General features: G+C 38.7%; 18 protein-coding genes. 2 read left to right on the top strand and 16 right to left on the bottom strand.

Translation table 11 applies throughout. The features are described 5' to 3' along the window. Positions 1 to 36: 36 nt before the first annotated feature. From SB717_RS20105 to uvrB, 3 genes are all read right to left on the bottom strand, one after another. Entirely contained in the window at positions 37 to 348 is a 312-nt protein-coding gene (locus SB717_RS20105; RefSeq protein ID WP_014457822.1) for a hypothetical protein, read from the bottom strand. An 87-nt stretch (positions 349 to 435) separates the two neighbouring features. Continuing rightward, entirely contained in the window at positions 436 to 3,312 is a 2,877-nt protein-coding gene (uvrA, locus tag SB717_RS20100) for an excinuclease ABC subunit UvrA (protein WP_410904550.1), read from the bottom strand. Between the two features lie 6 nt (positions 3,313 to 3,318). After that, positions 3,319 to 5,298: an excinuclease ABC subunit UvrB gene (gene uvrB / locus SB717_RS20095; RefSeq protein ID WP_410904549.1), complete on the bottom strand. Its 1,980-nt coding sequence runs from the start codon at positions 5,296 to 5,298 to the stop codon at positions 3,319 to 3,321. Between the two features lie 336 nt (positions 5,299 to 5,634). On the opposite strand from uvrB, the gene SB717_RS20090 reads away from it, so the two are divergent. Continuing rightward, positions 5,635 to 7,296, top strand: a complete 1,662-nt coding sequence (locus SB717_RS20090; RefSeq protein WP_410904548.1) for a sigma-54 interaction domain-containing protein — start codon at positions 5,635 to 5,637, stop codon at positions 7,294 to 7,296. Positions 7,297 to 7,360: 64 nt separating this feature from the next. Here SB717_RS20090 and SB717_RS20085 read toward each other — a convergent pair whose 3' ends face one another. From SB717_RS20085 to ftsE, 7 genes are all read right to left on the bottom strand, one after another. Then, entirely contained in the window at positions 7,361 to 8,275 is a 915-nt protein-coding gene (locus tag SB717_RS20085) for a proline dehydrogenase family protein (protein WP_029714375.1), read from the bottom strand. A 314-nt stretch (positions 8,276 to 8,589) separates the two neighbouring features. Beyond that, entirely contained in the window at positions 8,590 to 8,820 is a 231-nt protein-coding gene (locus tag SB717_RS20080) for a DUF2198 family protein (protein ID WP_029711203.1), read from the bottom strand. Positions 8,821 to 8,840: 20 nt separating this feature from the next. Beyond that, positions 8,841 to 10,031 (bottom strand): PDZ domain-containing protein, encoded by a 1,191-nt coding sequence (locus SB717_RS20075; RefSeq protein WP_029714374.1) that lies wholly within the window; start codon positions 10,029 to 10,031, stop codon positions 8,841 to 8,843. 162 nt (positions 10,032 to 10,193) lie between these two features. Continuing rightward, positions 10,194 to 11,633 (bottom strand): S41 family peptidase, encoded by a 1,440-nt coding sequence (locus tag SB717_RS20070; RefSeq protein WP_074896310.1) that lies wholly within the window; start codon positions 11,631 to 11,633, stop codon positions 10,194 to 10,196. A gap of 173 nt (positions 11,634 to 11,806) precedes the next feature. Then, positions 11,807 to 13,015, bottom strand: coding sequence for a murein hydrolase activator EnvC family protein (locus tag SB717_RS20065; protein ID WP_410904546.1), 1,209 nt, complete (start codon positions 13,013 to 13,015; stop codon positions 11,807 to 11,809). A 160-nt stretch (positions 13,016 to 13,175) separates the two neighbouring features. After that, positions 13,176 to 14,066 (bottom strand): permease-like cell division protein FtsX, encoded by an 891-nt coding sequence (gene ftsX / locus SB717_RS20060; protein ID WP_410904544.1) that lies wholly within the window; start codon positions 14,064 to 14,066, stop codon positions 13,176 to 13,178. After that, positions 14,056 to 14,742, bottom strand: coding sequence for a cell division ATP-binding protein FtsE (gene ftsE, locus SB717_RS20055; RefSeq protein ID WP_410904543.1), 687 nt, complete (start codon positions 14,740 to 14,742; stop codon positions 14,056 to 14,058). Before ftsE ends, ftsX begins: the two co-directional genes overlap by 11 nt. A 339-nt stretch (positions 14,743 to 15,081) precedes the next feature. On the opposite strand from ftsE, the gene SB717_RS20050 reads away from it, so the two are divergent. After that, a complete protein-coding gene (locus tag SB717_RS20050) occupies positions 15,082 to 15,618 on the top strand; it encodes a flavodoxin family protein (protein ID WP_074681758.1) in 537 nt (178 codons plus the stop codon). Positions 15,619 to 15,643: 25 nt separating this feature from the next. Here the strand turns inward: SB717_RS20050 and cccB are convergent, their stop codons facing one another. From cccB to secA, 6 genes are all read right to left on the bottom strand, one after another. Further along, positions 15,644 to 15,967 (bottom strand): cytochrome c551, encoded by a 324-nt coding sequence (gene cccB, locus SB717_RS20045; RefSeq protein ID WP_029714369.1) that lies wholly within the window; start codon positions 15,965 to 15,967, stop codon positions 15,644 to 15,646. A 124-nt stretch (positions 15,968 to 16,091) separates the two neighbouring features. Continuing rightward, on the bottom strand, positions 16,092 to 16,808 hold the full coding sequence (gene tatC / locus SB717_RS20040) for a twin-arginine translocase subunit TatC (protein ID WP_029714368.1): 717 nt from the start codon (positions 16,806 to 16,808) through the stop codon (positions 16,092 to 16,094). Between the two features lie 59 nt (positions 16,809 to 16,867). Beyond that, positions 16,868 to 17,086: a twin-arginine translocase TatA/TatE family subunit gene (locus SB717_RS20035; protein WP_074681764.1), complete on the bottom strand. Its 219-nt coding sequence runs from the start codon at positions 17,084 to 17,086 to the stop codon at positions 16,868 to 16,870. A gap of 26 nt (positions 17,087 to 17,112) precedes the next feature. Beyond that, the gene (locus SB717_RS20030) at positions 17,113 to 18,846 is read right to left on the bottom strand and encodes an alkaline phosphatase D family protein (protein WP_410904588.1); all 1,734 of its coding nucleotides are present in this window, start codon (positions 18,844 to 18,846) and stop codon (positions 17,113 to 17,115) included. Positions 18,847 to 19,150: 304 nt separating this feature from the next. Next, positions 19,151 to 20,249 (bottom strand): peptide chain release factor 2 gene (gene prfB, locus SB717_RS20025; RefSeq protein ID WP_114896991.1). Its coding sequence is split into 2 segments (ribosomal slippage): positions 19,151 to 20,185 and positions 20,187 to 20,249, totalling 1,098 coding nucleotides; the frame shifts between segments, so codons are not numbered across the junction. A gap of 99 nt (positions 20,250 to 20,348) precedes the next feature. Further along, complete coding sequence (gene secA / locus SB717_RS20020) at positions 20,349 to 22,865, bottom strand: preprotein translocase subunit SecA (RefSeq protein WP_014457805.1); 2,517 nt, start codon at positions 22,863 to 22,865, stop codon at positions 20,349 to 20,351. Between the last annotated feature and the right edge of the window lie 17 nt (positions 22,866 to 22,882).

Genomic DNA, 22,882 nt, shown 5'->3' with positions numbered 1-22,882 from the left:
ATTCCATCTCCTCTTTACGTTTTAGTCATTTAACTTTTATCTGCTTAATATTTGTATCCCTTTTACAATATTCCATACAAATACAACAACATTAACTAAAGAAACAACAACTAAAGCTACAATTAAAAGAATAAATACCGTTCCACTAGAGCCAGTAAGAGCAGGAAGCAAGAAGAATAAGAACAAGATCGCTGTAGCGATAGGTAATAAATGTGACAAAAATGCAGTTTTTGCATGTTTCTTTACTTCTATGTTATGAACAACAAAATAAATAATAATAGGTAATAAAAATGGTGCAAAGAAAACGCTAAAATAATTTAAGGAAGATAGTACGCGATTTCCTTCCATGATAATCAACTCCTTATATCATGTATTACGGTTTAATGAGTTAAAAAGTTTCATTCTTTATAAAAAAGACACCAGTGCTGGTGTCTTTTAACGAGTTAATGCCTGTGCTTTTTCAACTTTTTTCTCCATGCGCTTACGGTCACGTTCTAAAATTGGCTTCAAATAATGCCCCGTATAAGATTCTTTTACTTTTGCCACTTCTTCTGGCGTACCCGTAGCCACGATTTGTCCGCCTTTATCTCCACCTTCAGGCCCTAAATCAAGTAGATAATCAGCTGCTTTGATCACGTCTAAATTATGTTCGATCACTAGAACTGTATCTCCATTTTCAACTAGACGCTGGAGCACTTTTAATAATCGTGCGATATCATCGACATGAAGACCGGTAGTCGGTTCGTCTAAAATGTACAGCGTTCTTCCTGTGGAGCGACGGTGAAGCTCTGAAGCTAACTTTACACGCTGTGCCTCTCCACCGGATAAAGTAGTAGCCGGCTGTCCAAGCGTGATATAGCCAAGTCCCACATCGTAAATGGTTTGCAGCTTCCGCTTAATCTTTGGAATGTTTTCAAAGAAGTGAAGCGCGTCTTCAACCGTCATATCCAAAACATCTGAAATGTTTTGATCTTTGTATTTTACTTCTAAAGTTTCACGGTTATATCGTTTGCCGTGGCAGACTTCGCAAGGGACGTATACATCTGGAAGGAAATGCATTTCGATTTTAATAATACCGTCTCCTCGACAAGCTTCACAGCGGCCGCCTTTCACGTTAAAGCTAAAACGGCCTTTTTTATATCCGCGCACTTTTGCTTCGTTTGTTTGTGCAAATACATCTCGAATGTCATCGAATACACCTGTATAGGTTGCAGGATTTGAACGAGGCGTACGGCCTATTGGCGACTGGTCAATATCAATGACTTTATCTAAATGTTCAATACCTTTGATTTCTTTATATTCTCCTGCTTTGCTTTTTGCTTTATGCAGTTTTTGTGCCAGCGACTTGTGAAGGATATCATTTACCAGCGTACTCTTACCTGATCCAGATACACCTGTAACAGCCGTGAATACACCTAACGGAAGCTTTGCTTTTACATTTTTTAAATTATTTTCTTTTGCTCCTATAATTTCAATCATCCGATCTTTATCTATCGAACGTCTTTCGGCTGGAAGTGGAATAAACTTCTCTCCTGATAGATATTGACCCGTTAAGGAATTTTCATCATCCATCACTTCCTGAGGCGTGCCTTGAGAAACAACGGCACCTCCGTGTACGCCGGCTCCTGGTCCGATATCAATTAAATAATCAGCTGCCATCATCGTATCTTCATCATGCTCTACAACAATCAACGTATTTCCAATATCGCGCATGTCTTGCATTGTGCGAATTAAGCGATCATTGTCACGTTGATGAAGACCGATAGAAGGTTCATCTAAAATATAAAGAACCCCCGTTAAGCGAGAACCGATTTGAGTAGCCAAGCGAATGCGCTGCGCTTCCCCTCCTGAAAGAGTTCCAGCAGAGCGGTTCAATGTTAAGTAATCAAGCCCCACATTAATGAGAAAGCTTAGACGCTCACGAATTTCCCGCAGTATCATATCCGCAATCTTCATGTCTTTTTCAGATAAACTGAGACTTTCAAAAAAGTCATATGCTTCTTTTACTGAAAAACGCGTTGTATCTCCTATATGCTTTTCGTCAATAAGCACCGCTAAGCTTTCGCGTTTCAAACGATTTCCTTTACATTTTGGACAGGCTTGCTGAGCCATATACTTTTCCATTTGCTCCCGGATATAATCTGAACTTGTTTCATGATAGCGACGCTCTACGTTCCGAAGCACGCCTTCAAATTCGATATGATTTTCTCTTACTTGGCCAAAGTCATTTTCATAGCGAAAGTAAATTTTTTCTTTACCGCTGCCATATAATACTTTATCAAATAAATGTTCCGGAATATCTCGAACCGGCACATCCATATCAATGCCGTAATGTGTACATACGGCTTCAAGCAGCTGCGGATAGTATTGAGAACTTGTTGGCTCCCAAGGTGCAATTGCGTGCTGATGAAGTGTTAAGTCATAGTTAGGAATCACTAAATCTTTATCCACTTCCAATTTCGTTCCTAACCCGTCACACGTTGGACACGCCCCGTAAGGACTATTAAATGAAAACATGCGGGGCTCAAGTTCTCCAATCGAGAAGCCACATTTTGGACAAGCATGATGCTCGCTAAAAAGCAGTTCTTCTTCACCTATTACATCAATAATTACTTTCCCATCTCCAAGGCGAAGAGCTGATTCCAAAGAGTCCGACAAACGAGCGGCTACACCTTCTTTTACAACGACGCGATCAATCACTACTTCAATGGAGTGTTTTTTGTTTTTTTCCAGTTCGATTTCTTCTGTTATTTCACGCATTTCTCCGTCTACTCGAATGCGAACGTACCCTTCCTTTTTAATATCTTCTAATACTTTTACATGGGTGCCTTTTCGGCCGGATACCACAGGGGCCAGTACTTGAAGTTTTGTGCGTTCAGAGTACTCTAAAATTCTATCTACCATTTGCTCAATCGTTTGAGACGTAATTTCAATTCCATGATTAGGACAAATCGGCTTTCCTACACGAGCAAACAAAAGACGCAAATAGTCATAGATTTCGGTCACAGTCCCGACGGTTGAACGAGGGTTTCGGCTCGTTGTTTTTTGATCGATTGAAATAGCAGGCGACAATCCTTCGATCGAATCTACATCGGGCTTATCCATTTGACCTAAAAACTGTCTTGCATATGCCGAAAGCGACTCGACATAACGTCTTTGTCCTTCTGCATAGATTGTATCGAAAGCCAAAGAAGATTTACCAGAACCTGATAACCCTGTTAATACCACTAATTTGTCCCGCGGGATTTCAATATCGATATTTTTCAAATTGTGGGCTCGTGCACCTTTTACCACGATTTTTTCCATCGCCATGTTTGATCACCCTTCCGCTTTTAATTCTAGAATCAAGTCACGAAGCTCAGCTGCGCGTTCAAAGTTAAGCGCTTTGGCTGCTTCTTTCATTTCTTGTTCCATCTCTTCTACGAGCTTTGCTTTTTCTTTTTTGTTGAGCTTATCAAATGCCGGTGCTTCTTCATACGTTTCTGTATCTTCTGCCACTAACGTTGCACGAATTGAGCCTCGAACTTCTTTTTGAATCGTTGTCGGCGTAATGCCGTGCTCTTCATTATAAGCTTCTTGAATACTTCTACGACGCTTTGTCTCATTGATTGCAATGTCCATGGAGTTTGTGATGCGATCTGCATACATAATGACATGTCCATTAGCATTTCGCGCGGCACGTCCAATGGTTTGAATAAGCGATCGTTCTGAACGCAAGAATCCTTCTTTATCCGCGTCTAATATGGTTACTAACGAAACTTCCGGAATATCTAAACCTTCACGGAGTAAGTTAATCCCTATAAGTACATCATATTTTCCAAGACGCAGCTCTCGGATAATTTCAATACGCTCGAGCGTCTTCACTTCAGAGTGAAGATATTGAACTTTAATGCCAATTTCTTTTAAGTAGTTCGTTAAATCCTCAGACATTTTCTTTGTTAACGTCGTAACAAGTACTCGTTCATTTCGCTTAATCCGGTCGTGGATTTCTCCAATTAAATCATCAATCTGCCCTTCAATTGGTCGAACTTCAATATTTGGATCTAATAATCCCGTTGGACGGATAATTTGTTCAATCACCTTAGGCGCCTTCTCAAGTTCATAAGGACCTGGTGTTGCTGAAACATGGACGATTTGTTTAATATGCTGTTCAAATTCATCAAATTTAAGCGGACGGTTATCTAATGCAGACGGCAGGCGGAAACCATGATCCACCAACACTTGTTTACGCGCTTGGTCTCCATTATACATTCCTCTAACTTGAGGAATGGTAACGTGGGATTCATCCACAACAAGAAGGAAATCTTCCGGGAAGAAATCCAGCAGTGTATAAGGTGTAGAACCAGCCGGACGAAGCGTTAAATGACGAGAGTAGTTCTCGATTCCTGAACAAAAGCCCATCTCTCTCATCATTTCTAGATCGTAGCGCGTGCGCTGCTCCAAGCGCTGCGCTTCTAAAAGCTTTCCTGCTTCTTTTAGCTTCTCTAGCTGTTCTTCTAATTCTTTTTCAATATTTTGAATAGCAACACGCATTTTTTCTTCTCTCGTGACAAAGTGAGATGCCGGGAAGATAGCTACGTGTTCACGATCTCCAATAATTTCTCCTGTTAGAGCGTCAACTTCTCGAATGCGGTCAATTTCATCTCCGAAAAACTCGACGCGAATACAGTGTTCATCTCGAGATACAGGAAAAATCTCCACAACATCGCCGCGAACGCGAAACGTTCCGCGCTTGAAGTCAATATCGTTTCTTTCGTACTGTACATCCACTAGCGTACGAAGCAGCTGATTCCGCTCTTTTTCCATTCCTACTCGAAGAGATACGACCATTTCTTTGTATTCTTCCGGAGACCCTAATCCATAAATACAGGACACGCTGGCAATAATAATGACATCTTTTCGTTCAAAAAGAGCAGAAGTTGCCGAGTGACGAAGTTTATCAATTTCATCATTAATGCTTGCATCCTTTTCAATAAATGTATCTGTTTGAGGTACATAAGCTTCAGGCTGATAGTAATCGTAGTAACTGACAAAGTATTCAACTGCGTTATTAGGGAAAAACTCTTTAAACTCACTGTACAATTGACCAGCAAGCGTTTTGTTATGAGCCATAATTAATGTCGGCTTATTTATTTCCTTAATAACATTAGACATGGTGAAGGTTTTTCCCGTTCCTGTAGCACCTAATAAAACTTGATGCTGCTTACCTTCTTTAATTCCTTTCACAATCTTTTCAATTGCCTTTGGCTGATCACCTTGCGGTTGATATGGGGATACTAATTCAAACTGATCTTTCAAATGAAGGCCTCCGTTTCCATTTTCTTGTTTTATCTATTTTTTATTACGATATGTAAAAACCGAAAACACGAACTGATATTCGTATTTTATCACTTTATAATCATAAATGAAACTAATGAGTATTAATCTTATATAGTGTTTGTTTGTTTTTATTTTTTACCCTGTTACTTTATTACCCACTAAATTCTTATACTACCCTTTTCGAAGGGAATACAACTCTTTGAATGAAAGCAATAAAAGAAAGTAAGCTGCGTGATTGTTTGAAAAAGATAGGCTTTTGCGCCAATTTCTAAATTATGATACAGTATAAAAAATATGTACTGAGAGGGGTTTAGTATGGCAAGCGTTGATCAAGTTCTTATAAATAACTCCTTTATAACAGTTGAAGAATCAACTTCTTTAGCTAAAGTGACATCTGAACTTTCAAACTATGACTTCGTCGTAGTCACAGCAAGTACCTTTTATGTAATACAAAAAGATGAACGATACCTGTTAACAGGTCATGACGAGGCATCGTCCATAAAAAAAATAATAGCGGATACAAATTGGCCTTCATCTTCTACTTCTACGTTAGCCAATTTACAAGCCAACACAAACTGGAACAGACCAGTCCTCATTCAAGCAGAAAACCAAGAAACCACAATAGGACTTGTAACACCTTCGCAGTGGATTACACATTTGCATAGCCAAAATGAGATATTTGCTTCCTATTTTGATACATTGGCAGAAACCATTAATGATGCAGTGACAGCGGTCGATAATGAAGGAAATGTAATCTTGTGGAATACTGCTGCGGAACATACGTATAAGATTCAGAGAGATGATATTATTGGTAGAAAAATCGGAGAGCATTTCAAAGATGAATCCATCATTCTACATACGATTCTAAACGAAGGGCGCCCTGTACGCGGAACGTATCATCGTCCTAATGAACAAACTCACGTGCTCATCAATGCATCCCCTATTATAAGAAACAATCGAGTCATAGGTGGAGTCGCAACTGAACATGACATTACCAATATTGTAAGATTAAATGAAGAAATTGATGTGTCTCTTCTCATTCCAAAAGATAATCCATTTTCTTCTTTCGCAGGTATCAGTCCTGAAATTAAGCAAGCCGTTGACATTGCCAAAAAAGTGGCATCTACAGATATGCCTATTCTATTAACAGGAGAACCTGGTTCTGGGAAAGAAATGCTGGCTCAGGCCATTCACTACGGAGGATCTAAACATAAAGAACCTTTTTTATCTTTAAATTGCGCCACTATTCCATCGGGACTCCTGGAAATTGAACTTTTTGGTCATCAAAAAGATGTCTTTTCAGAAGATCCAACAACCATTGCAGGAAAGCTAGAGCAGGCCCACAACGGGACGTTATTTATTGAGGAAATTGATAAAATGCCTCTTGAAATTCAAGTTAAGTTTCTCCGTTACTTGGAAGAACGATCCTTTTATCACGTTGGAGGCAAGGAAGAAATTCAAGTTCAAACCCGAATTGTAGCCTCTACCACGACGCCTTTGGAAGAGTTGCTAAAAGCGGGTGAATTCCATGAAAATCTTTACTATTTGCTGACCGTCATTAACATTATTATTCCGCCGCTTCGAGACCATAAAGAAGACATCGAAGCATTGACTCAGCAATTTGTAAAGGAATTCAGCAAGAAGTATAAAAAAAAGGCTCCTTTCATTAGCTCCGAAGTTCTTGAAGCCTTTATGCAATACGACTGGCCAGGCAATATTCGCGAGCTGAGAAATACGATTGAACGAATGATTTTCTTAAGTGATCAGTCGTTGATTACCGTTGCGCACCTTCCTGACAACCTGAAGGATGCAAGTTCTTTTACAGAAGTTCAACAAGAAGAAGATTCTCTCCAAGAAGCTAGGCTAATAGAAGAGACTCTTCAAAAAACATATGGAAACAAGAGTGCAGCAGCAGATTTGCTTGGCATTTCGCGCGGTACACTTTATAACAAAATCAAAGAATACGGATTAAACTAATTGAAAAATTCGACACGAAGCTCAGGGTACTTGTGTCGAATTTTTTCTGTTTCTTGGACTGAACTTATTTAGAGATATTTTTTAATACAAACCACACATTGGCGGGACGTTCGGCTAGGCGTCTCATGAAATACCCAAACCAATCAATTCCGTAAGGAACATAAACCCTTACTTTATATCCTTCTTTTACTAGACGATCCTGCAGTTCTACACAGATTCCATAAAGCATTTGGAACTCAAATTGGTCATTTGAAATACCATTTTCTCTTACTAATCGTTTTGTGTACTGAATCATTTCTTCATCGTGACTTGCTACAGCTGTATAGTGTCCATTTAGCAAATGCATCTTAATTATTTTTTTATAGTTTTCATCTACGTCTTTCTTTTCGGGAAATGATACTTCTGGTGATTCTTTATAAGCTCCTTTGACTAGGCGTAAATTGGCTTGATATTGATGTAAGTCATTCATATCTTGTTCTGTACGATAAAGATACGCTTGAATCACTATTCCAACATTATCGAATTCTTTGCGTAATTCTTTATACATATCAAGAGAGATTTGGCAGTGCAAGTAGTCTTCCATATCAATTCGAACAAAAATATCATTCACCCTGGCCGTGTGTAAAATTCTGCGCATGTTTTCCATACAAAGCTCTTTGCTAATATCCAACCCTAAAGAAGTCATCTTTAATGATAAATTTGATTGAACGCCTGATTTTGCAATGGCTTCTAATGTCTGAATACACATAGCCGTAGATAACCTAGCTTCCTCTTCTGTAAAAACAAATTCTCCTAAATGATCGAGTGTAACGACTTTCCCACTATCGTTAAGCTCCTTGGATGTTTGAATTGCTGATTCAATTGAGTCTCCAGCAACAAAACGAGCTGCCCCCATCCTCAATCCATACTTTTTGGCTAATTTGTTCATTGAATGATTTTTGCCAAGCGACTGAAACATCGTTCTCATTAATACTTCCATCAATCCTAAACCTCCTTTTATTTTTTAAAATTAAAAAATAAACTAAATTTTCAGATTAATAATTTTATTTTTCTATACCCTTCTCACATTTCTGTACACTTATTTAAATTAATTTACACATAAGCGTTTAAAAATTTTATCCATAAACATATTTGTATAATTAACTTAATTATACTCGTTCATTAAATGAACCGGAATAATATTGTTATAAGTTCTAACTCACTTTTTACATAAAAAAGCTCTCCACGTTGTGCAGAGAGCTTTTGTGTACAGTTTAATAACAAGCGATTAACTTATCATCAAACCAACAATCTTTATTTTCCAGCTGCTAGCATGCTTTTTGCATATATAAAACCGATGGCTGCTGAAAGTAAATCTATTAAAATAATAAGCGGATAATCTGCGTACCCTTTATATACAGAAACAGCTATCAACAAAAGCGTCAGCGCCGTGGCAACATATAAGTTATATGTTACTCTAGCAAACAGAACAAGCAATATGGCGGGTAGAAAAACTGCGGCAATCGTTTTGACTTCCACAAACATTTCTCCTTTTTATCCGTCTTTTAACCAGCTTGTGAATCCCGTTTTGTATAATTGTGTACAAACAAAATACCTAGTTCATGATGTTCGTTGTCATACAATGCTCGCTGAGTAAAGCGAACTTCTCCATTTTCGTCAATAACTTCTAGCTTACAAAAAGCACGGTTATTAACTTGTAATGCTTCATAAAATTTATGGACTTCAGATACAGCGATTCCATTTACCTTAATAATCACTTCTCCTACTTTCAAACCCATTTTCTCTGCCGGAGAATGAGGGATGATTCCTAACACAACCAAACCTTGTGTACGCTTAGTAAATAGTGCGGGCGCTTTTTCATCGCTTCGACGCTGCTGCAAACGAATCGACTCTCTTCCTATGATCGCTAGAATAACAACAGCTACAGCGGCAAGAGGATAAAAAATGGCAGCAATCGTAATGATCGTTAATCCCACGCCTAATGCTAATACACGCCTACCGGTAAATTCAATAGACTTAAACGGCACCATACTCTGAATTCGCTGATAAAAACCGATAGCAAAAGGAACAAAAAACAGGCTAAATGATGTTCCGTCAATAGATAACACAGGCCACCATGGAAACACAGACGTAATGGCACTGCCTGGAATTAAGACAAAAAGCGGAACCACCCATAATTTTTGAGAGTAATGAGCCCCAATTTCCTGCCCTCTTTTACTTTTCACAATGGCTGGAGACGTACCTTTTGCTCCAAATTTCCAAATTAAATATCCTTCTGCTAATACAAGCAGAGACATTAAAATAGTCAGAGAAGGTAAATCTGCGTTATGAGCTTGCACAGACCACGTTTGAATAAATCCTTCACCGAAACCAGATGCCGGAATAAGCAAAGTTGCAAGCACAGCCAGTCCTACGGTGTAAGAAGGAGAAAGCCATTTAAACGTCCAAGGGCCGCTTATGATAAAAGTTAAAACAGCTACAAGTACAATCATTCCTATAGATACATAGACACCTAGCAACACGGTAACAACGGATAAAATCAACCCAATAATGATACCTGGAAAAAATAAATATTTTGCTTCTAAAATAAAATCAAACACGCGAACATGAAAATTCTGACGCTCTCTCTTGACGCGAGAAAGACCTACAAAAAACGAGACGAGCAGAAATAAATAAGTTAACGGATGTAAAAACAAACGCCCGATACCTTTTAAGAGCTCTAATGCAAAATCCATTTTTTCACCACCTGTATTTTTCACATTTTTATTACAACATTTACGATTGATTGTTATGTATCATAGGCTTCTTTATTTTATCAAAATGCATCACTAACCGACAATGTTGTTTTTACTAAAAAAGTTCCGCGCTTTGGAAAAGCACGGAACTTTTTCTGCTTCTTATTGACTAGCTAGCTTTAAAGCCGTTTGAAGCTGACGATCTTCATCTTTTGATTTAATTTTTTCTAGAAGTTTTGTTTGTAAAAGCGCTGCTGTATCTTCATCGATTTCACCTGTAGCTTTTTGCTTATTGGCTTTTTGGAATGCAGTTACAGCTGTTTCTGTCTCTTTACTAAAATATCCGTCTGTACGTCCAGGTTCAAAGCCAAGGCCTTTTAGCATCACTTGAGCGTTCTTCACTTGGTCACCTGTCATATCACGTGTTAATGGCTTTTTATCAACTTGAATTGGATTTGCATAATAATAATCCGGCTGTTTGACTTCTACCGTTGGTTTTATACCTTTTTCGTTAATCCAGTTTCCATCAGGCGTTAGCCATTTATAGAACGTTAATTTTAAATTACTGCCGTCTTCCATTGGAACAGCTTGTTGAACCGTTCCTTTCCCATAGGACTTTTCACCGACTAGCTTGTATCCTCCTGCTTCTTTTAATGCCCCTGCAAGAATTTCAGAAGCGGATGCACTTCCTCCATCGATCAAGGCCACAATTGGATAATCCTTTTGCTTTTTCATTGAAGAAACCACTTTTTGACGTTCACCGTTACGATCTTCAATTTGGATATATGGCTTTTTATTCGTTACTAATTTATCAAGCATTTTTTCAACGCTCGTTAAATAGCCACCAGGATTTCCCCGAACGTCTAGAACTAAGCCATCAATATTTTTATTTTCAAGTTTTTTCAACTGTTTCGTGAATTCGTCTCCCGTTGATTCAGAGAATGACGTAATTTCCATGTAGCCAATTTTTTTATTGTTTACATTTTTAACAGAAGAATAGACGGTTTCAATTGGAATCTCATCTCTTACAACTTTTACTTTCATCGTTTCTTTCACGCCTGGTCGTTGAACATCTAATGTCACGGTAGAGCCTTTTTTACCGCGAATTTTTAATACCGCTTCATTCAATTCAAGACCTGCGATATTTTTACCATCGATCTTTAAAATCTGATCATTTGGTTTTAATCCTGCTTTTTCCGCAGGAGATTGTTTAAACGGAGCTACGATTGTTACTTTTCCATCTACCATGCTTACTTCAGCGCCAATTCCCTCAAATGATGAATCAAGAGACTGGGTGAATTGCTGTGCCGTTTTCTTATCCATGTAAGATGAGTGAGGGTCTCCTAAGGTTTGTACCATTCCTTGGATTGCGCCATCTAATAATTTTTTGTCATCTACATCTTTGTAATATTTTGAAGATATCAGTTCATAAGCTTGCTTGATTTTGTCTAGCTCTTCCTTTTCCACTTTACTATCATTTGAAGAAGTTGTAAGGGGGGTACTGACTGTTCCAGCATTTGCATACTGAATACCAAAATATGTACCTGCTGCTCCAACAACTAAGGAGAGTGCCATTAATAGTGCAACGATTTTCCGATTCAAGTTCTTTCATCCTCCTCAACCTTAAGCCATCTCTTCTTATTATAATAGATACAACCAAAACTATGTAATAAAAAGGATGCATGTGTTATTTGTAGCAAAAGGCACCACACAAATCAAGTGCGATGCCTTTTTGTTAAACTATATGTTGAGCTTGTACCACGTATGCTAGGAACTTAAAATTTAATATAACTTTCAGGGTTTACAGCAGAACTTTTGCCTTTCCAATCGCCTTTATGCAATTCAAAATGCAGGTGAGCACCAAACGAACGTCCTGTGTTCCCTATATAACCTAATTGTTGACCTTTATTGATAGATTGACCGCTTGAGACGCTGTAGCTCTCTAAATGAGCATAAACTGTAACCCACGTCTGACCTTCTACATTGTGACGAATAAATACAGCATTACCAAAAGAAGACGAATGATAGGCTCTAATTACCTTTCCGCTTGCTGCGGCTACAACTGGCACACTTTCTCCTCGCTTTCCAATGTCAATACCGTAATGTCCTCTTCCAAACGTTTCTCGATATCCAAAATGAGACGTTACCGGGCCCTTTGCTGGCCTCATAAACGACCCGCTTGTAACAGGGGGTGCCTCCTCTGTTGCCCCGGCTTTTTCAACTTCTTGCGGTTGAGCTTGCGCTGCATTTTTTTGATCGTCTAAAATAGAAGCTTGCTCTTCTAATCCAACGGCTTCTTCATTAAATTCTTTTTCCTGATCTTTGAGCGTTTGCATGAGCTGATTCTTTTCCTCGACTTGCTTTTGCAGCTGTGCACGAAGGTTTTTAAGCTCTTCAAGCGCTTGATTTACTTCCGTTAGCTTGTTTTGCACTTTTGTTTCTTTCTCTTCTTTTGCCTTTTTATCGGCTTCGTACTGCATTAACAAATCGCGGTCAGCCCCTACAATTGTCGAAACCGCACTCACTCTGCTAATAAAGTCGCCGAAGCTTTCAGAGCCTAGTAGCACATCTATGTAATCCACAGACCCGCCATTTTCTTGTAAAGCACGAGCACGTTTTTTTAGTAGCTCATTTCGTTTTTCAATTCGTTTTTTTACAACGTCAATTTCGTTTTTCAGCTTTTCGATGTCTTGGTTTGCTTTTCCTACTTCAGCTTCACGGCTGCGGATATCTGTATTCGTTTGTCCGACCTCTGAATCCAAGCGCGCAATCTCAGCTTCTTCGTTTTTTTGCTTTTCTTGAACTTCTTTTAATTTCTCTTTATTTTGATTAATATTTTGGTTCACATCGTTACTTTTTTTCTCTAAATCACTGAGTTTAGTAGTGGTGGCACTTTCTGCATAAGCAATTTTTTCATTACCTATCCAAGCCGCACTTAGTCCAACTAAAACTGCTGCTGTCATTACTAATGTCTTACGCGTCATTTCTTTCTCCCCATCTGCACATATTTCCCCGTATAAACGGGCATTAGCAAGACCCCCATTAGCACTTTTTTCTATTTTTATGTGTAATTACACAACAACCTCACATTTGATAAACATCAAATGTGAGGTTGTTGTAATCTATTATGTTAAAAATCTATTCTTATTTTCGTAAGAACTTACGGATGGATAATGTACTTCCCCACATCCCAATTAGACCGCCGATCACTAGTAATAATAGCGACACTTGAAGCACAAATGGAAAGGCAGGTAAAAGTTCAAAGAATCCATCAAACTTAGGTTGAACTTCATTATATAAAACGCTGTACACGCCGATAATAACTGCAATTGGCACAATAGAACCAAGCACTCCTAAAAACAGACCTTCAATAAAGAACGGCCAGCGAATAAAGGAGTTTGTAGCTCCAACTAAGCGCATAATTTCAATCTCTTCACGGCGAGCTACAATCGTAATTTTAATTGTATTTGAAATTAGGAACATTGCTGTAAATAGAAGCCCTAAAATCAGCACTACTCCGATATTACGAGCTACTTTCAGCACTTTAAATAACTTTTCAACTTGATCTTGTCCGTATTGAACTTTTGCTGCATACGGATATTTCTCAATTTGTTTAGCTACTTTTGCGACATCAGTAGGCTCTTTTGTTTTAACAACAAATACATCATTTAATGGGTTTTGCTGTTCAAACGGTTCAAAAGCTTTTCCTTCATCACCCATACTATTAATCAAATCTTTTAACTCTTTATCTTTAGAAGAAAACGTCACCGTATCAACTTGCTTAATTGCATCTAGCTTTTCCTTCATTGCTTTTCGATCATCTGCTGTCGCTGCAGCATCAACGTGAACGCGAATTTCCACATCGTTTTCAATCAATTTAGCAATGTGGTTTAAATTCATCATCAACATAAAAAATACGCCTACAAGTAAGAGCGTCACTGTAACAGCACTTGCAGATGCGAATGTCATCCAGCCGTTTCTTCCTAAACTTTTAGATCCTTCACGTAAGTGGCGACCGAATGTCCTAGACTTCATATCCGTATTCACCTCTTACTTCATCGCGCACAACATTTCCATTTTCAATCGCAATTACGCGCTTTCGAATTGTATTTACAATTTCACGGTTATGCGTTGCCATTAAAATAGTCGTACCGCGTTTATTAATCTCCTCAAATATATCCATAATTTCCCAAGAAGTCTCCGGATCAAGATTCCCTGTCGGTTCGTCGGCGATGACAACCTTAGGACTATTCACAATTGAACGCGCAATAGACACACGCTGCTGCTCTCCTCCAGATAATTCATCAGGGAAAGAATCCATTTTACCCTTTAACTTAACAAGCTCTAGCACCTCTAGCACTCGTTTTTTAATTTCTTCGGGACTTTGCTCAATTACTTCTAGTGCAAAAGCAATGTTTTCATAGACCGTTAATTTTGGAAGCAGCTTGAAATCTTGAAAGACTACACCAATATGACGTCTAAAGATAGGAACTCTGCTATCTTTTATTTTTGCTACATTTGCACCGTTTACAATGATATTTCCTGAAGAAGGCTTTTCTTCACGATACATCATTTTAATAAAAGTGGATTTTCCTGCTCCACTTGGTCCTACGATATAAGCAAACTCACCTTGATTAATCTTGATGCTAATGCCATTGATTGCTTTTACACCGTTCGGATACGTTTTATATACATTTTGCATTTCAATCATAAGTAATCACCTAATCAAGTGTGTTATTTTAATACTATGTAAAACTTGTCAAAATACGACAAAACTCTACAATTCAAACCAAAAATTCGACTCTTCTCACGCGCTTTCTCATTATAACATCACTCTTCGTGAAAATAAGCCCCAAAAATATTACATTTTTATTTCAAATATGACATAAGTAGGGTATTTTTAGCAGGGTATGAGAATTTATCCTTATTTTTAATTCTGTTGTTTTTTGTTGTTCATTTCTTTACGAATATCGTTAGACAAAGCATATTCATATCTACTTTTTTTACAAACAAGGTATGATAAATAAGAAAAACGATGAGGAGAGATAACATGATCACCATTTATGGAAGTTCACGAGAAAACGGAAATACAGAGGAATTAGCTAAAACAGTCTTAAAAGATATCAATACGGAAGAAATTTACTTGCGTCAGCATACCATTAACCCCATTACTGATATGCGTCACGATGAACTCGGGTTTACCAATCAACAAGATGATTATTATGATATAGCGAAAAAGATGGCAGCGCACGACACTATTTTATTTGTTACGCCTCTTTACTGGTACGGTATGAGCGGATTAATGAAGAACTTTGTGGATCGTTGGTCTGAAAGTCTTAGAGATTCGACAATCAACTTTAAAGAACAAATGAAAAATAAGCGCGTGTATGTATTAGTAGTAGGGGGCACAGGCGCATCTGTAAAAGCTCTTCCTCTTATTATGCAATTTCAATACATTGTCGATTTTATTGGCTCTTCCTTTAGCGGATACATCATTGGAGAAGCCAATGCACCTGGAGACATAGCAAAAGATGTCAAAGCTCAAAAGCAAGCCATTGTCTTAAACCAAGAATTAAAGCAGCTTTAACACAAAAATAAGACGGATATCCGTCTTATTTTTTCTTTGCCAGCCAAGCAGCAACTTTTTTTGCATCTTCTTCATTAATTAGTCCTTTTGGCATACCGCCTTGACCATTGTTAATAATGTTTTCAATTTCAGCTTCTGAGTGCTTGCTGCCTACATGCTGCAAGCTTGGTCCATTCGCTCCTCCTAAATCTACTCCGTGACAGCCTGTACAGTTTTTCTTCACAATGTCTTCTGCACTCGCTGAAGAGTCACCAGCAGATTCATTTTTAGAACTTCCTCCGCCTCCTCCGCCGCACGCGGACAAAACAAGCGCTAGACCGATTGTTAACGTCAGTAATACTTTTTTCAAGCCTTTTCCCCCTTGCTGTAGAGTTTTCACTCTATTATAACCTACTCCAGAATGTTTAAAACACTCTGTTTACAAGGACTTTGTTTCAATTTCATGAATTCTCTCATCACATTTATGTATACGATTAAGCAATTGATTCGTTTCTTAAACGTTTTTTGTATACTACGCGCGAAATTGTCACACTGAGCTCATATAAAAGAAGCAGCGGGACAATGACTAAAATATCCGAAATAAAATCAGGAGGCGTAATAAGGACGGATATCACAATTAAAGCAAAATAAGATAACTTCCTTGCTTTAGCTAACCTCAATGGATTTAGAACCCCTAAACGCGTTAAAAATAAGACAACTAAAGGCATTTCAAATAAAAAACCAAATGGTAAACACAGATTAAGCATAAAACGAAAATAATGCTCAGCTGTAAACATCAGTGAAAACTGATCATTCGACAGGCCCGTTAAAAATGCTAAAACCATTGGAAATAGAACAAAATAACCGAACCCCAATCCACTTACAAACAAGAGAAAAAAGAACGGAATGAAGGTAATCATAACCTTGTATTCTTCCTTTTTTAGCCCCGGTGAAACAAACCGAAATATTTGATAAGCAGCTACTGGAAGCGTAAAAGCAAGCGCAAAAACAAATGCAATCACCATATAAATCCATACAATTTCACTTGGTCCAAGTACAGCAAGCTTGCCGTCCAAATCTTTCACCAGCCACTGATAAATATCTTGCACAAATACAAAACTGAAAATAAGTAATACTACAAATGCACAAAGTGTTTTTATAATACGAATTCGCAATTCTTCAAGGTGCTCCATCAAACTCATTTCCCCCATCATATTCCTCTCCTTTCTGACAAGTAGAAATAGACGAGTTTCCTCGTCTATTTCTTTACTTACAATGTCGATTCATTCTCTTTTTGTTCAGAAACGGTTGCTGCCTGTTTTTCTTTGACACCTTCATCATCCGATACAAGCCCTTTTGCGGCTCCTTTAAATTCAGTTAATGTCCGCCCAAACGCCCGTCCAACTTCCGGCAGCTTAGACGGCCCAAAAATAATTAACGCAATGACCAAAATAATAACTAAACCAGGAATTCCAATATTAGAAAACATACTTAACCTCCTTTCCCTTACTCAGTTTACTGCTGTACTTTTTCTTTCTTTTTCAACTCTTGTTTTTCATGTGCTTTCCCGTGTGCCCGCATACGATCTTCCTCTACTTCCTTAGATATCTTTAGCCCGCGCGGCACGTTATTTACTTCAACTTCCGCCATACCTTTTCCATCTTTTTTATATTGAAAGGAAGCTCGAGTTGAAATTTCCGCACCAGGTTCTGTTACAAAAGGCACAACGCGATAATCGGCTTGCCATATATCAGGAGTTACCGTACACCTTACATATCCTCTGTAATCATTAAAGAATGTGAGGTGTGGGTTTTGACTTAAAATTTTATCCGTATCAGCTCGTTTATCTGCTCCGTTCCCTCCGGAAGTGATGGAGGTGCCGACGAACTCTGCACCAATAATTCTTGAATTAAGATTGGAGAAATCCGTGTGTAAATTAGAAGCCCAGTTAGCGTGCACATCTCCGGTTAGTACAATGACGTTGTCCAACTTTTTCTTTTCAATAAAATCAATAACACGCTGACGATTCGCCGTATACCCATCCCATGCATCCATGCTGTATGTAGGCTTAGCCGCCGTTCCAAATTTTCTTGGCGCAAAGAAAATTTGTTGAGCCAGTACGTTCCAATGGCACGCTGATTTTTCAAGATTAGTAAAAAGCCATTTTTCTTGTTCAATCCCCAATAGCGTACGTTTAGGATCAAGAGATTCTGGCGTTTGCGGCTTTGTTCCGTCTCCATTTGCTTGATCGTCTCTGTATTGACGCGTATCCAACACTTGAAAGGAAGCTAGTTTCCCATATGAAAAGTCACGATATAATCTCATATCCGTTCCATGAGGCAAGGATGTTTGACGCAAAGGCATATGTTCGTAATAAGCTTGATAAGCTGCCGCGCGGCGTTGAATAAATGCCTCTACTGATTGGCCTTTTTCAGGAATTACATTTGCATAATTGTTTTCTACTTCATGATCATCCCACGTCACAATCCACGGAAAAGCAGCATGAGCAGACTTCAAATTAGCATCTGACCTGTACTGAGCATGCCTGTTGCGATAGTCTTGAAGCGTTTGAATTTCTGCGCTGCTGTGAGTACGAACATTTCCGCTTGCAGCCACATACTCGTTTGGTCCATATTCATAGATGTAATCGCCCAAATGAACCACAAAATCCAATTGTTCTTTAACCATATGTTCATAGGCTGTAAAGTAACCATGTTCATACTGTTGACACGAAGCGAATGCAAACGTCATGCTGGCTACTTCTGCATTTGCTGAAGGAAGTGTTTTTGTTTTTCCAATCGGGCTTAACTCATGACCGCTTTTAAATCGATAATAGTAAATACGGCCTGGCTTTAATCCTTTTACATCAACGTGAACAGAGTGAGCAAGTTCAGGTCTAGCTATTTCTGTTCCTCGTTTGACAATTTGATGAAAGTCTTCATCTTGGGCAAGCTCCCATTTTACTGGAACGGGTTGATTAGGCATTTTTCCGCCATTCAATGGGTCTGGTGCTAATCTTGTCCAAAGAACAACGCTATCTGCTAAAGGATCCCCTGATGCGACGCCTAAAGTGAATGGATAACTTGAAAATTTAGGCGCTGCAGCTGAAACTTCTACTGCATTTAAACCGATAGACTGAGCAATTGTTAAGCCAAGTGATACTCCTGCTACTTTTCCAGCTCCTTGTAAAAAACGCCGTCTATCAAATCCTTTACTCGAAGAAAAACTGTTCTGTTTTACTTGCTCTATTAATTCGTTTAACGATTTATTTGCCACTGCACATGCCCCTTCCTCTTGATTTAGCTCAAATTATAAAAGCTGTTTGTAAAAGAGGTATAAAGGATTGTAAAGAAGCATTTACCATAAAATAGGTGTTTTTAACCATTTTATTTCATTGACAAAATAAGCGACCGGACGACAGCAACCTTTAAATTTTTTCATTTTCTTAATTTTCTATCTACAAATAGTTCTTTACGCTCGTTTTTCTTCATTCAAATTTTACAAAGTCCTAACAACTAAAAAAAGCAGCATACCGAGGTACACTGCCTTTTGATTAAATATGAGAACGTAAATACGCATCGATAAACGGATCTAGATCTCCATCCATTACACTTTGCGTGTTTCCGACTTCCGTATTTGTGCGGTGATCTTTTACTAATGAATACGGATGGAATACGTAAGAACGAATTTGACTTCCCCACCCAATATCTTTTTGTTCTCCGCGAATTTCTGCTAGCTGTTCTTGCTGCTTTTCAATTTCTAACTGATACAACTTAGATTTTAACATCTTCATTGCTTGCTCACGGTTTTTAATTTGTGAACGTTCCGTCTGACAAGATACCACTACATTAGTTGGGAGGTGAGTAATACGAACAGCTGAATCTGTTGTATTGATATGCTGACCTCCGGCACCGCTTGCACGATACGTATCAACCTTCAAATCTTCCGTACGAATATCAATTGAAATTTCATCGTTAAATTCCGGCATTATGTCGCACGATACGAATGACGTATGACGACGGCCTGATGAATCAAACGGAGAAATACGAACGAGACGATGAACGCCTTTTTCAGCTTTTAAATACCCGTACGCATTATGACCTTTAATTAAAAGCGTTACACTTTTAATACCAGCTTCATCTCCAGGTAAGTAATCAAGCGTTTCTACTTTGAAACCTTTTTTCTCCGCCCAGCGTGTATACATACGCAGTAACATTGAACCCCAATCCTGTGATTCTGTTCCACCAGCACCTGGGTGCAGTTCTAAAATGGCGTTATTTTTATCATACGGCTCGCTTAAAAGCAGTTGTAATTCAAAGTCGTTCATGCCTGAAATAAGCTCTTTTAGTTCACTAACTAGTTCTTCTGCTAAATCTTCATCGTATTCTTCTTTTACAAGTTCATGAGATATCTGTAAATTTTCGTATGTTTCATCTAAGTGGTTAAATTGATTTACTGCATCTTTTAAACCATTGGCTTCATTAATAACAGTCTGAGCTGCCTGCTGGTCATTCCAAAAATTTGGATCAGCCATAGTCTCATCTAATTCATCGATACGAGCTTGTTTTGTATCGAGGTCAAAGAGACCCCCTAAAGTCCGCTAATCGCTTAGCTGTTTTGTCAAGTTCTTGCTTAATTTCTACTAAATCCATGAGTTAAACACCTCTATTTTATTTTTGACGCACAGGAAGGAAATGAGAAGACTCATTTCCTTCCTGTACTAGTTCATTCTATACTAATTGACTCTTATTTTATGATTCTTTACCGCAGCAGTTTTTATACTTTTTGCCACTTCCGCAGATACAAGGATCATTTCGGCCAACTTCTATCGCATTTACTTTTGGCTTCTTCTTAGCCGGCGCGTCTCCTTCTTTTGGATGAACAGCCGCCTGACCTTGCGCTACTTCTTGACGCTCAAGGTTGTTGTTAATTTCTGCTTTCATGATATACTTCGTCACTTCTTCTTCAATGGTTGCAATCATATTTTCGAACATCGCAAAACCTTCCATTTGGTATTCGCGAAGAGGATCTGTTTGGCCGTACGCACGAAGGTGGATACCTTGGCGAAGCTGATCCATCGTATCGATATGATCCATCCATTTAGAATCAACTGCTCTAAGAACAACAACTTTTTCAAATTCACGCATTTGTTCTTCAGGGAGCTGCTCTTCTTTTTCATTATAACGAGCTTTTGCATGATCTACCAGCAGTTCTACCATTTCTTCAGGCTCTTTACGGCGAAGATCTTCTTCTGTGACTTCACCTTCCTCAAGAACATTAGCATTTACATAATCAATAATCGCTTGTAAATTCCATTCTTCTTCTAATTCTTCACGCGGTGTATTTACCTCAACCACACGCTGTAGCGTTGATTCAATCATACGTTCTACAATCGCACGTAGGTTGTCTGAATCAAGCACTTCAAAGCGCTGTTTGTAAATAACTTCACGCTGCTGACGAAGAACATCATCATATTGAAGCAATTGTTTACGCGCATCAAAGTTATTACCTTCAACACGTTTTTGAGCGGATTCAACAGCTCTTGTTACAATTTTACTTTGAATTGGCTGTGAGTCATCCATACCAAGACGATCCATCATCGCCATCATATTATCAGAACCAAATCGGCGCATTAATTCATCTTCCATGGATAGATAGAATTGAGATACCCCTGGGTCCCCTTGACGTCCAGCACGTCCGCGGAGCTGATTATCAATACGGCGTGATTCATGACGCTCTGTACCAATTACAGCAAGACCTCCAGCTTCAACGACACCTTCACCTAATTTGATATCCGTACCACGACCGGCCATATTTGTCGCGATTGTTACGGCACCTTTGTGACCCGCATTTTCGATAATATCCGCTTCACGCTCATGCTGTTTTGCATTTAAAACGTGATGGCGAATGCCTTTTTTCTTTAATAAAGCTGATAAAATTTCAGACGTTTCAATCGCAACTGTACCAACAAGAACAGGCTGTCCTTTTGCGTGGCGCTCGGCAATGTCTTCTACTACCGCATTAAACTTGCCTTCCATTGACTTATAAATTAAATCAGCTTTATCATCACGTGAAATTGGCTTGTTTGTCGGAATAACAACAACGTGCATATTGTAAATATTACGGAATTCTTCTTCTTCCGTTTTAGCTGTACCCGTCATACCTGATAATTTCTCATACATACGGAAATAGTTTTGGAATGTGATCGTAGCTAACGTCATGCTTTCATTTTGAATCTCGACGTTCTCTTTAGCTTCGATAGCTTGATGCAAGCCGTCGCTAAAACGTCTTCCTTTCATTAAACGACCGGTAAACTGGTCAACGATTACGACTTGATCTTCATCAATTACATAATCCACATCGTTTTGCATCGTTACATGTGCTTTAAGCGCTTGATTGATGTGATGGTTTAGTGCTACGTGTGAAATATCAAATAAGTTTTCAATGCCAAATGCCCGCTCGGCTTTTGACATACCTTCTTCCGTTAACTGAACACTTTTTGTTTTGATATCAAAAGTAAAATCGGTTTCTTTATCAAGCGTGCGAACGAATGCATTAGCTTGAATATAAAGCGCAGTTGATTTCTGTGCGCTGCCGGATATAATAAGCGGCGTACGTGCTTCATCAATTAAGATAGAGTCAACTTCATCGATTACAGCAAAATGAAGTGGACGTTGAACCATTTGTTCTTTATAAAGCACCATGTTATCACGTAAATAGTCAAATCCTAGTTCATTATTTGTACTATACGTAATGTCCGCTGCATATGCTTCTTGTTTTTCTTCACGCGTTAAATGGTTTAAGTTTAATCCTACTTTCAAGCCTAGGAATTCATATAAACGACCCATTTCACTAGCATCACGGCTCGCTAAGTATTCATTGACTGTTACTACATGTACACCTTTGCCTGTAATAGCGTTTAAGTATACAGGCATAGTAGCTGTCAACGTTTTACCTTCACCCGTTTTCATTTCCGAGATATTCCCTTCATGCAGAGAAATACCCCCCATTAGCTGAACTTTGTACGGATACATGCCTAACACACGTTTCGCTGCTTCACGTACAACCGCAAAAGCTTCATCTAATAGGTTATCGAGCGATTCGCCATTTTGGTAGCGCTGTTGAAATTCAGCTGTTTTTTCACGAAGCTGATCGTCCGTTAAAGACGCTATTTCAGGACCTAACGCATCAATTTGGTCCGCCATTTTTTCTAAACGGCCGATTTGGCGCTGATTGCCGTCAAACACTTTTTTAAATAATCCAAGCATATTAAAACGCTCCTCTA

Source organism: Priestia sp. SIMBA_032 (assembly GCF_046535215.1).
GTDB lineage: Bacteria > Bacillota > Bacilli > Bacillales > Bacillaceae_H > Priestia > Priestia aryabhattai.
The sequence above is the reverse complement of the archived record's forward strand: the minus strand, read 5'-3'. Positions and strand labels throughout refer to the sequence as shown.